The 12,223-nt window shown below is 71.3% G+C and carries 2 protein-coding genes; both read left to right on the top strand.

Features of this window, described 5'->3' with window-relative positions; translation table 11 throughout:
* The first annotated feature begins 1 nt into the window (after position 1).
* Positions 2 to 11,191, top strand: coding sequence for an amino acid adenylation domain-containing protein (locus tag WMF28_RS23440; protein ID WP_437595493.1), 11,190 nt, complete (start codon positions 2 to 4; stop codon positions 11,189 to 11,191).
* Between the two features lie 105 nt (positions 11,192 to 11,296).
* Entirely contained in the window at positions 11,297 to 12,109 is an 813-nt protein-coding gene (locus WMF28_RS23445) for a Coq4 family protein (protein ID WP_437595494.1), read from the top strand.
* Positions 12,110 to 12,223 lie beyond the last annotated feature (114 nt).

A 12,223-nucleotide genomic window follows, 5' to 3' on the forward strand; every position in this document is an offset into this window, starting at 1 on the left:
GATGAAAAGCGCGATGAGCACCCAGGAGTTTGCCAACTTGTCTGCGGAGGAGAAGGTGCAGGTCCTCATGCGTTTGCGGGACCGACGCGCCTCGTGGCAGGCGGACCCCGACGGCTCCGCGGCTCGCGCTCAGCCCTCGCTCCGGCCCGTCATCACGGCGCGCCCGGGGGATCGCTTCCTCCCTTTCCCGCTGACGCCGATCCAGGAGTCCTTCCTGGTGGCCAAGCAGCTTGACAGGGCGGGGGATCATGTCGGATGCCACATCTACCTGGAGATCGAGGAGGCGCACCTCGACGTGCCGCGGCTCGAGCGCGCCTTCCACCGGCTCGTCGTCCACCACGACATGCTCCGGACCGTCGTCCGCGCCGACGGCACCCAGCAGGTCCAGGAGCCCGGGCGGCCGCAGCGCTTCCCGGTGGACGACCTCCGCGGGCGCCCGGGCGCGGCGCTGGATGCGCACCTGGAGAGCGTGCGCGCGAGCATGTCCCACCGGGTCTACGAGCCAGGGGCGTGGCCGCTCCACGAGATCCGGATCACCCGCTCCAGCGACGAGCGCAGCGTCATCCACGTCAGCATCGACGAGTGGGTCCTGGACGCCGCCGGCCTCAACCTCCTGCTCACGCAGTGGTATCGACTCTACAGCGATCCTGACGCGACCCTGCCCGTCTGCGAGCTCAGCTTCCGCGATTACGTCCTGGCCTCCAGGGACTTCGAGCGCTCGCCGGCCTACCAGGGGGATCTCGCCTACTGGTGCGAGAAGCTGGCCCAGATGCCCGGGGGCCCGGCGCTGCCTCGCGACGAGCGCCCCACGAGGTCCGCGGGCCGCGCCTGTTACCCCCGGCGCCGCATCCATGGGCGGCTGGCCGAGACGCCGTGGCGCGCGCTCAAGGACAAAGCGCGGGAGCTGGACGTCTCCACGACGGCCCTGCTCCTCACCCTCTTCTCCGAGGCCCTCGCCTCCCACAGCGCGCCCGGGCCGTTCTCCCTCACGCTCACGTATTTCAATCGCCCGCCGATCCACCCGCACATCGAGCTCCTGCTCGGCCCGCTCATCTCCACCCACCGCTTCCTCGTCGAGGGAGCCCCCGACCTCACGTTGCAGGAGAAGGTCCACCGCAGCCAGCGACAGCTCTGGCGCGACATGGATCATGACCGCGCCGACAGCATCTCCGCGCTCCGCGCCCTCAGGGCGAGGCGCGCGGCGCCCCCAGCGAGCACGGTGGTCTTCACCAGCGTCCTCCACAACGTGAGCAGAGAAGCCCGGCAGCAGGGGCGGAGCTTCCTTGATCAGATCGCCTATTCGGTCACTCAGACCCCGCAGATCTACCTGGACCATCAGGTCTACGAGAAGGACGGTGGCCTGCATTTCACCTGGGATGTCGTCGACGCCGTCTTCGCGCCTGGGTGCATCGACGCCCTCTTCGACACGTATTCGAGGCTGCTCGAGGCGCTCGCGGCAGAGCCCTCGCGCTGGACGTCGCCGGGATGGCGCGAGGAGATCCTGCGCCCGCAACCCCCGCGCGGCGGCGAGCCCCCCGGGGCCTCCCCGGCGCTGGTCGCCGAGGGTCTCGAGATCATCGCCCGGCCGGAGGAGCGTTACCAGAGATTCCCCCTGTCCGATCTGCAGCAGGCCTATTTCGTCGGCCGCACCGCGTTCGCCGCCAACGGGGGCGTGAGCTGCCAGATGTATCAGGAGATCGAGCTCCGCGATCCGGACCTCGCCCGCCTCGATCGGGCGTGGCGGCGCGTCATCGACGCCCACGAGATGCTGCGCGCTGTCATTCACGCCGACGGCACCCAGAGCATCCGCGCCGAGGTCCCGCGCTATGTGATCGAGGTCTCGGACCTCCGCGCGGCGTCGCCCGACGCCCGCGCAGAGGCCCTCGCCCGGACGCGGGAGACCATGGTCGACCGGGTATTCCCCCTGGATCAGTGGCCCTTCTTCGATCTGCGGCTCTCGCTCACCGAGCCGTCGAGGGCCGTCCTCCACCTGAGCATGGATCTGCTCCTCGCCGACGCGACCAGCATCCACCTCGTCTTGAAGCAGCTCTTCACCCTGTACGAGCGGCCCGAGGGGCCGTGCGCCGCGCCGCAGCTCTCCTTCCGCGACTACCAGCTCGCGCTCAAGGACCACGAGCGCACCGCGAGCCACGCGCTCGGCGTCTCCTACTGGCGCCGGAGGCTCGCGGCTCTCCCCGGCGGCCCCGAGCTCGGCATGCGCCTGCCCGACAGCCGGGGCGAGCGCCTGCGGCGTCGGCAGTTCGACGGCATCCTGGAGCAGTGGTCGCGCTTTCAGGAGGGCGCCGCGGTCCTCGGGGTGTCGGCCGAGGCCGTGCTGCTGGGCGCCTATTTCGAGGTCCTGGGCAGCCGCTCCAGCCGGCGCCCCTTCACGGTGGTCGTGGCGCGCTGGGATCGGCCGCCGGTGCACCCGGAGATCGGCGCCGTGGTCGGCGATTTCACCGCGGTGAGCTGGGTCGTCTCGCCGCCGGGCGAGACCTTCGCCGAGCGCGTCCAGCACCTCGAGCGCACGCTCTCCGAGGATCGCGAGCACCGCCTGGTCAGCGGCTCCCGGGTGCTGCAGCAGATCGCCATCAAGTCCCGGAACAGGCAGTTCCTCACGTTCCCGGTGGTCTTCACCGGCCTCGGGCCCAGCCTCAGGGGCGACCTTCCCGACACCGTCTCTCTGGGATACCGCATCACCCAGACACCCCAGGTCTACCTGGACAACATCAGCATGGAGGCCGACGACGCGCTGCGGCTCCACTGGGACTCGGTCGAGGGCGTCTTCCCCGAGGGGCTCATCGAATCGATGTTCGACGCTTACTGCCGCATCCTCAACCGGCTGACCCGCGACCACGCCGCCTGGCACGAGCCCCGGCTCGACGCGCCGCCGCGCGCCCCCGCCAGCCCCGCGTCCCTGCCCGCGCCGGAGTGCCGTGACCCCGCGCCCGGCGCCGCCCGGTACCGGACGACCCTGCACCGGCTGATCGAGGAGCGCGCGAACCTGTGCCCCGACCACGTCGCCCTGATCTTCGAGCGCGACCAGCTCACGTACCGGGAGCTCAATCGCCGGGCCAACCAGGCGGCGCGCCGCCTGAAGCGGCTCGGCGTCGGGCCCGATACCCTGGTCGGCGTGCTCGCCGACCGATCCACCGAGATGGTCGTCGCCCTCCTGGCGATCCTCAAGGCGGGCGGGGCGTACGTGCCCATCGACCCCACGTACCCTCGCGAGCGGATCGACTTCATCGCCGAGGACGCCGGCCTCTCGGTCCTCCTGCTCGCGGAGGAGCGCCGCCGGCTCTCGTCGTTCCGCGGCACCCAGCTGTGCCTCTCCACCGAGCAGCACCTCCTGGACGGCGAGGCGGAGCACGACCTCGGCCCCACCGCCGGGCCGGGTCACCTCGCTTACGTCATCTACACCTCCGGGTCCACCGGCAAGCCCAAGGGATGCATGATCCCTCATGATGCGATCTGCAACCGGCTGCTCTGGATGCAGGACGAGTACCGGCTGACGTCGGACGACCGCGTCCTGCAGAAGACCCCCTATACGTTCGACGTCTCCCTGTGGGAGTTCTTTCTGCCTCTCATCGCCGGCGCGACCCTGGTGATGGCCAGGCCGGAGGGGCACAAGGACGTCGCCTACCTGGTCCGGGTCATGGAGGAGCAGCGGATCACCACATGTCACTTCGTCCCCTCCATGCTGAATTTCTTCCTCAAGGAGCCGGCGCTCCCCACGCACCTCCGCCAGGTGTTCACGAGCGGCGAGGCCCTGTCCTACGACGTCATGGACACCTTCCTGCGCCGCTCCCCGGCCAGGCTCCACAACCTCTACGGTCCGACCGAGGCCGCGGTGGACGTCACCTACTGGCCGTGCGAGCGCCGGCCCGATCGCAAGGTGCCGATAGGCCGCGCGATCTCGAACGTCGAGATCCACATCCTCGACAGCGCGCTGCGGCCCGTCCCCGCGGGCGCCGAGGGTGATCTCTACATCGGCGGCGTCTGCCTCGCCCGCGGTTACCTCAACCGGCCCGAGCTCTCGCGCGAGCGGTTCGTCCCGAGCCCTTTCGACCCCGGCGCCCGCCTCTACAACACCGGGGATCGCGCGCGCTACCTGGACGACGGGGACATCGAGTACCTGGGCCGGCTCGACGCCCAGGTCAAGCTGCGTGGGTTCCGCATCGAGCTCGGGGAGATCGAGGCGGCGCTGAGCGCCCACGAGGCCGTGCAGGGCGCCGTGGTCGCCGTGCAGGACGCTCACACGGAGGACCCCAAGCTCGTCGCCTATCTGGTCACGGGCGACCGGCCCTTTCCGGCGCCCGGCGCCCTCAAGGCCTACCTCAAGGAGCGCTTGCCCGACTACATGGTTCCGAACCGCTTCGTGGCGCTCGCCCAGATCCCGGTGACGGCCCACGGCAAGCTCGACCGCAAGGCCTTGCCCTGGCCGGTGCCGTCTCCCGCGGCCCAGCCGGAGTCCCCGCCGGCCGTCGCGGCCGGGGCGCTTCCGGGCGCCGCCCCGGCCCGGCGGCCAGCGGGCGTCTCGAGAGAGGCCGCCCAGGAAGAGCTCCAGCGCATCCTCGGCAAGGCGCTGCACCTCACCCGCCTCGATCCCGGCGCTGACCTCTTCGAGCTGGGCGCCACCTCGCTCACCATCGTGCAGGCGTCACAGCACATCGAGGAGCGCTTCGGCGTCGGGCTGCCGGTCGAGGTCGTCCTGGCCGAGCCGACCCTCGACGCCATCGCGCGGCACGTCGCCGAGCGGACGGCCGCCGGCGCGCCCGAGCCCCCGCCGCCCGGGCCCGCGCTGGACGCGCCTCTCGCGACGCCCGCGCCCCCGGCGGCCGCCGGGGCGGCCCCCGGCCCGATCGATTTCTTCTCCAGGGAAGATCGGGAACGCTTCAAGCAACAGCAGCTCCACCTGCGTCAAGGCCTCGAGGGCCTCCCGACCGTGGGTCTGGCCGACGCTCCCGTGGCCCCGCGCCTCCACCGCCAACGCGGGAGTCGCCGCGACTACCGGCCCGAGCCCACCTCGTTCGACGACGTCTCGCGCCTCCTCGCCGTCCTCCGGCGGTACCCGAGCGGCCAGGAGACCCAGCTCTGCTATCCCTCCGCCGGCGGCACCTACGCCGTGCAGACCTATGTTCACGTGAAGGAGGGCGCGGTCGAGCGCCTCTCGCCCGGGATCTACTACTACCACCCGGATCGCAACGAGCTCGTGCTCATCAACGATCGGCCCACCATCCGCCGGATACACCACTTCTATTACAACCGCGAGCACTTCGACCGCGCCGGGTTCGGGCTGTTCTTCATCGCCCAGACCGACGCCATCCAGCCCATCTACGGCGATCAAAGCCTCACCTTCGCCGCGATCGAGGCAGGCGCGATGATCCAGGCGCTCATGAGCCATCAGGCGGAGGCGAACCTTGGCCTGTGCGCCATGGGAGGGCTCGACTTCGACGCCATCCGCGCCGACTTCAAGCTCGGGAGTGGACACCGGTACATCGTCTGCATGCTTGGAGGCCGCGTCGAGCACGAAGGTGGCGGGCGGCAGGACCGCGCGAGGCTGCTCGAGCGCGCGGGGGCGGACGGCTCGCACGAGGCGACCGCCGCGAAGGCGGACGCCTCTCGCCGCGAGCGCGAGGCTCCCGCCGGCTCGCGCGAGATCGCGGTCATCGGCCTCGCCGGCCGCTACCCCGGCGCGGACACGCCACATCAGCTGTGGCGAGCGCTTCGAAGCGGCCAGAGCGCCGTGACCCGGCCGCCCGCCGGGCGCTTCGGCGCGAGCGCTCCGCAGAGCGACGATCCCCGAGGCGGCGGAGCCTCCCCGGGGTGGGGCGGCTATCTCGAGCGGCTCGACCGCTTCGACAGCCTCTTCTTCGGCATCTCGCCCGCCGAGGCGAAGCTCATGGATCCCCAGGAGCGCCTGTTCATCGAGGTGGCCTGGGAGTGCCTGGAGGACGCCGGGTACACCCCCGAGGAACTCCGTCGCACCGCCCCCCGGGTGGGCGTCTTCGTCGGCGCCATGTGGAGCGACTACCAGAGCGTGGGGCTGGAGGCGTGGCAGCGGGATCGCCGCGCGAAGGCCGTGGCGTTCCACTCCTCCATCGCCAACCGGATCTCCTATCTCTTCGATCTCCACGGGCCGAGCGTGGCAATCGACACCTCCTGCTCCTCGGGCCTGACCGCGCTCCACCTGGCGAGCCGGAGCCTCCGGCTCGGCGAGTGCGACGTGGCCCTGGTCGGCGGGGTCAACCTCCTTGGTCACCCGTTCCACCCCGACCTGCTCGAAGGCCTCAATCTCACCTCCCGCGATGACAAGACGCGCGCCTTCGGCGCCGGCGGCACCGGCTGGGTGCCCGGCGAGGGCGTCGGCGCCGTGCTGCTGCGGCGCCTGCCCGAGGCCGAGGAGCGAGGCGAGCACATCCGCTGCGTCCTCAAGGGCACCGCGCTCGCCCACGCCGGCAAGGCGCCGCGGTACGGTATGCCGAGCACGCGCGCTCAGGCCCGCTCGATCCGTGACGCCCTCGCGGACGGCGAGGTCGCCGCGTCGGAGATCGATTACGTCGAGTGCGCCGCCACCGGCTCCGGCATCGCGGACGCCTCCGAGATCGACGCGCTCAAACAGGCGTTCGAGGGGCGGAGCCCTGACGGCCCGCCGTGCGTCCTCGGGTCGGTCAAGCCCAACATCGGCCACCTCGAGTCCGCCTCGGCCTTGTCCCAGCTGACCAAGGTGATCCTCCAGCTGGAGCACGGCGAGATCGCCCCGACGCTGCACACGGAGCCGCGCAACCCGCTGATCCAGCTCGACGGCACGCCCTTCCGGATCAGCCGCGAGCTGTCCCCCTGGCCCAGGGCCGCCGGGGCGGACGCCCCCCCGCGGCGGGCGCTCATCAATGCATTCGGCGCCACCGGATCGTCCGCTCACGCCGTCGTGGAAGAGTACCGGCCTCGTCGCCGGGCCCCGACCCCCGCGGTGGCCGGCCCCGAGCTCTTCGTGCTTTCCGCGGACACCGCCGAGCAGCTCGAGGCCCATGCCCGCGCGCTGGCAAAGCACCTGCGCGAGCGCTCGACCGCGCGGTCGCTGGACCTCGCGTCGCCGATCGCGGCCGCAGACATCGCTTATACCCTCCAGGTGGGCCGCCGCGCGATGGACGAGCGCCTCGCCATCCTCGCAGGCAACCTGGACGAGCTCGAGGCCCGCCTGCAAGGCTTCCTCGGCGGACATGGCGACGACGACGGCGAGCGCGTCTTCCGGGGCCGCGCCTCGTCGCCGCGCGATCGAGCGCCCCTGTCCCCGGAGGCGCCGCTCCCTGCGCTGGCGCGGGCCTGGGTGAACGGAGCATCCATCGCCTGGCACGACCTCTACAGCGAGGGATCGCGGCGCCGGGTGCCTCTCCCCGCCTATCCCTTCGCCCGCCCGTCTCACTGGCTCGGTCGGCCCGCCGGAGACGCCGCGGCGCCTGCCCCCGCGCGCGGGACCGGCGAGGAGGCGCCCGCAGCCCTGGCGCCGGCCACCGCGGATCCCGCCCTGCGCAAGGCCACGCTCGGCCTGCTGTCCTCCTCCTTCGCCGAGGTCGCCGAGATCCCGCGCCGCAGCCTCGATCCCGAGGTCCCCCTGGACCGCTATGGCCTCAACTCGATGCTGATCGCCCAGCTCTCCGCGCGGCTCGAGGCGCTCCTCGGTGAGCTGCCGAAGACCCTCCTCTTCGAGCACCACACCCTGGCAGCCCTCACCGACTGGCTGGTCGCCCACCGCGGCGACGCGCTCCTCCGCCGCCTCGACCTCCCGCGGCGCGCCGTGGAGCCCGCGGCGGCCCCGGGCGCGCTCCCCGCGGAGCCCGCAGCGCGTCGCGCGCCGGCGAGAGAGAGCTCGGCCGCGCCTCTCGAGAGCTTCGACATCGCCGTCGTCGGCCTGAGCGGCCGTTACCCCGGGGCCGACACCATCGACGCCTTCTGGAACAACCTGCGCCAGGGGCGTGACAGCATCACCGAGGTGCCGGCCGATCGCTGGGACGCTGCCGCGCTCTTCGATCCCGAGGGAGGCCCCGGCAAGACCCGCCAGCGCTGGGGTGGCTTCCTCGATCGCGTCGATCGCTTCGACGCGCTCCTCTTCAACATCTCACCGCGCGAGGCGGCGAGCATGGATCCCCAGGAGAGGCTGTTCCTGGAGGTCGCCTGGTGCGCCTTCGAGGACGCGGTCTACACCCGCAAGCGGCTCGCCGAGGAGCAGGCGCGCGACGGGGTGGGGGTCGGCGTGTTCGTCGGCAGCATGTACCAGCAGTACTCCATGCTCGCCCGGACGCCTGACGCCGGGGCCTCGTCGTCCTTCTGGTCGATCGCCAACCGGGTCTCCTACTTCTTCGATCTGCACGGGCCGAGCCTCGCCGTGGACACCGCGTGCGCCTCGTCCCTCACCGCGCTCCACCTGGCCTGCGAGAGCCTGCGCCGGGGCGAGTGCTGCCTCGCGCTGGCCGGCGGCGTTAACCTTCACCTCCACCCTCACAAGTACGTCGCCCTCGATCGCCTGGGCCTGCTCGGGAGCGGCGCTGCCAGCAAGAGCCTCGGCGACGGTGACGGCTACGTGCCCGGCGAGGCGGTCGGCGCCGTCGTGCTCAAGCCGCTCGATCGCGCCGTCGCGGACAACGACCGCATCTATGGCGTCATCAAGGGGAGCTTCACCAACCACGCCGGCAAGACCGCCGGGTACGGTGTCCCCAGCCCCGGCGCCCAGGCCGACCTGATCGCGGCAGCCCTGCGCCGAACTGGCATCGATCCCGGGACCATCGGCTATATCGAGGTCGCCGCCAACGGCTCTTCCATGGGCGACGCGATCGAGCTCGCGGGCCTCACGCAGGCGTTCCGCCGGTTCACCGCCCGGAAGCACTTCTGCGCCGTGGGCTCCGTCAAGTCCAACATCGGCCATCCGGAGGCCGCGTCGGGCATCGCTCAGCTCACCAAGGTGCTTTGCCAGCTCCAGCACCGGACGCTGGTGCCCACGCTCCACGCCGAGCCGCACAACCCGAGCATCGACCTGAGGGACAGCCCGTTCTATGTCCAGCGAGAGCTCGGCCCGTGGACGACGCCGCCCCTCGCCGGCGAGGGAGGGACCGCGGAGCTCCCGCGCCGCGCCGCGATCAGCTCGTTCGGGGCAGGCGGCGCCAACACCCACCTCCTCGTCGAGGAGTACGCGGCGGAGCCCCCCCCGGACGACCGGAGGGACGAGGGCGCGGTTGCCGGCGCGGTCATCGTCCCCCTCTCCGCCCGGACCGCGGGGCAGCTGCGCGCGTACGCCGCGGCGCTGGCGGACGACCTGGAGCGCCGCTCACGCCCGCGCGGCGACGACGTGCAGGCGCTCGCCGATCGCGACCTGACCGCCGTGGCCTATACCCTTCAGGTCGGGCGAGAGGCCATGAACGAGCGCTCGGCGATCGTCACCACGAGCCTCGGCGATCTCATCAAGAAGCTGAAGCAGCTCGCCGAGGGCCTGACGGACGTCGACGATCTCCACGTGGGCAGCGCCGCGGCGTCGATCTCCGCCCTGATGCTCGACGGCCGCGAGGGCCAGGCGTTCCTCTCGATCCTCGTGGAGGACGGTCGCCACGACAAGCTGGCTCGGCTCTGGGTGAGCGGCGCCCCGATCGACTGGCGGGCGCTCTACGGCGGATCGACGCCGAGGCCCCTGTCGCTGCCCCACTACCCCTTTGCCGGCGACCGCCACTGGCTCGACGAGGAGGCGCTGCCGAACGGCGCCGCCCGGAGCGCGACCGCGGCGCCTTCGGTGCGGACCGCGGATCCTCCGAGCGCGGCGCTGCCCGAGGAGCCTGGCGGCGCGCCCCCGCGCGGCGTGGCCCGGCAGGTCATCGCGCAGGAGCTCACGGCGATGCTCTGCGATGTCCTCCAAATGCAGGCCATGGACATCGATGGCGACGAGGCATTCCGCGACTACGGTATGGATTCCCGCCTCTCCGCCGCTTTCATGCGGTCGGTGCAACAGCGGTACGGGTCCAGCGTGCCGCTCAGCGCCGCGCACACCCATCCCACCCTGAAGCAGCTCACGGCCCACATTCATGGTCTCCTGAGCAACAACGGCGCAGCACGGCTCCCGTCCGGCGCCCCCCTCACGGCGACCTCGCCGTCGATCGCCAAAGCCCGGGCGGCCTCCGCAACCCCGGCGGCGATCGCCAAAGCCCCAGCGGCCTCCGCAACCCCGGCGGCCTCCGCGACCCCGGTGGCGCTCCGCGAGGCCCGGGTGCCTGATCCGCGCGCTGCGGACGTCCTGCCCGAGGCGGACAGCTTCGCCCCGCCGCCCGAGCCGGGGCCCAATCCCGACGAGCTCGTCGTCATCAACCCGCGCGGTTCACGTGGAAGCTCGTTCTGGGTGCACGGCGCGCCGGGGCTCGCGCAGCCGCTCTATCCCCTGTCTGCCGCGCTCGGCGCAGACTACCCGTTCTTCGCCTTCCAGGCCCGGGGCGTCGACGGGCTCGCCATGCCCTTCACCAGCATCGAGGAGACCGCGGCCTATTACGTCGCCTGCCTGCGGCAGGTCCGCCCGAACGGGCCTTACGTCGTGGGTGGGCTGTCCTCCGGCGGCATCATCGCCTTCGAGATGGCCCGGCAGCTCCTCTCGCTGGGGGAGCGCGTCTCTCGGGTGGTCATGCTCGACACCTACCCCGCCGTTGCCGGCCTCGCGCAGGAGACGCCGGGCGACATCGACCCGATCCTGCCGCTCCTGCTCATGGCCAATTCCTTCATCAGCTTCGACCGCGATGGGGACACGGCCATCAAGCCCGACGACCTCGCCGGGCTCCCTCCGCCGATGCAGCTCCCACGGGCGGTGCAGCTGATCAAGGAGCGGAGCCGCACCGCGCTCAGCCGCGATCAGATCTACAGGATGCTCAACGGGAACATCGCGGTCTACAAGCACCTCGACCTCGCGTGCAGGAAGTACCAACCCCGGATTCTCGACGCCGTGGACGTCCTGTTCTTCAAGGCCGAGAAAGGCTTCTTCGGCGGAGCGAACCCGCTGGGGCTGCCCATCCTGGACGTCTTCTCCTCCTATGACTACGTGACCCCGTGGCGCCAGTGGATACGCGGAGGCCTGGAGGTCGTCGAGCTGCCTTGCGCCCACGTCGACCTCCTGGAGCCCCCGGCGCTCCACCAGGTGGTCGCCCACGTCCGCGAGGCGCTGTCATGACAGGCGAACGGGGCGACCGCGCCCCGCACTGCGTTGGATATCGAGCAACCTGACACACAATCAGCCAACAAGGCTCTTTACAGGACGGGACTTTGCATGACATCGATGGCGCGACACCTGGATATCCACGATGAGCTCCCCCACACCGCTCCGCTGCCGCCGCGCGGGATGGAGTGGCGCAAGGCGTTTCGGCTCGCCAAGGAGTGCGTGGAAAAACCCTTCACCGCCGAGCTCTCCTACGAGCTCATCTTGTCGCTCGACGGCGGGGCCACCGAGCGCATGTTTCAAGACTTCCTCGCCGAACCGGGGGCGCGCGCGCTGATCCTGAAGCAGCCCGACCTGGCCGCGACGCTGGCCGACATGGATCTCCTCGGATCGATGCCGGAGGGCAGCTTGGGCCGCACCTACAAGGAGATGACGGAGCGAGACGGGTACGCGGTAAATGGAATCATCCACGTGATGAAGGCGGTCCCGACCTTCCAGGAGGTGGCGCCGGATCCCCTTCGCCAGTGGTTCAGCTTCCGCGGCGCGGTGCTCCACGACGTCGCCCATGCGCTCACAGGGTACGGGCGTGACCTCGCGGGCGAAGTAGCGCTGGGCCTCTTCCTCGCGGCGATTTACCCGCCGTACCGGAGCGGGGTCGTGTATTCGTTCATCTCCGGGCTCGCGGCGGTCACGGCGCCGCAGGACCGAAAGCTTCGCAACGTATCCTACCTGCGCGACGTGTGGATCCGCGGCCGCCGCTCGCGCATCCCCCTCAGCGCCCCGTGGGAGGAGCTGCTCCCGCTCCAGGTGGAAGAGGTGTGTCGGATGTTCCAGGTCCCGCTCGTGCGCGAGACGCATGTGGAGGGCATCCTCCGTGATGCCCGCGAGAAAGGTCCCTGGGTACCGTCGTTCAAGGCGCAGAGCTGGGCGTAGCCGGCGCGCGCGCCGCGACGAGGCCCTGGCGGGCACGTCGCGGCGGCGCGGCGCGACGGGAGGGGATCCCTCGCCGGCGCACGTCCGTTGGTCTGCAAGAACCCTGTGGTGGCC

It is taken from the genome of Sorangium sp. So ce590, assembly GCF_051521365.1.
Lineage (GTDB): Bacteria > Myxococcota_A > Polyangia > Polyangiales > Polyangiaceae > Sorangium.